Origin of the sequence: Neobacillus drentensis, from assembly GCF_036965645.1 — a bacterium.
GTDB classification, from domain to species: Bacteria; Bacillota; Bacilli; order Bacillales; family Cytobacillaceae; genus Neobacillus; species Neobacillus drentensis_D.
Map to the genome: position 1 here is coordinate 1382 of NZ_JBALPZ010000282.1, position 207 is coordinate 1588.

The window sequence follows — 207 nt, forward strand, 5'->3', positions numbered from 1 at the left end:
GTTTTGGCTTTGGAGGACATAATGCAGTCTTGGCATTTAAGAAGTTTTCGATAGATAAGACTAAAGAAAAGGAATAATTGGTAATCTTATCGATTAAATGCAGATTAATTAGATGCTTACTCAACTAAAGGGTGCATTACTTAAAGATGGAGCTGCCAATGGCGGCTTTTTGTTTGTTCAACTAACACGCAGGTGTGCGGCCGAGCC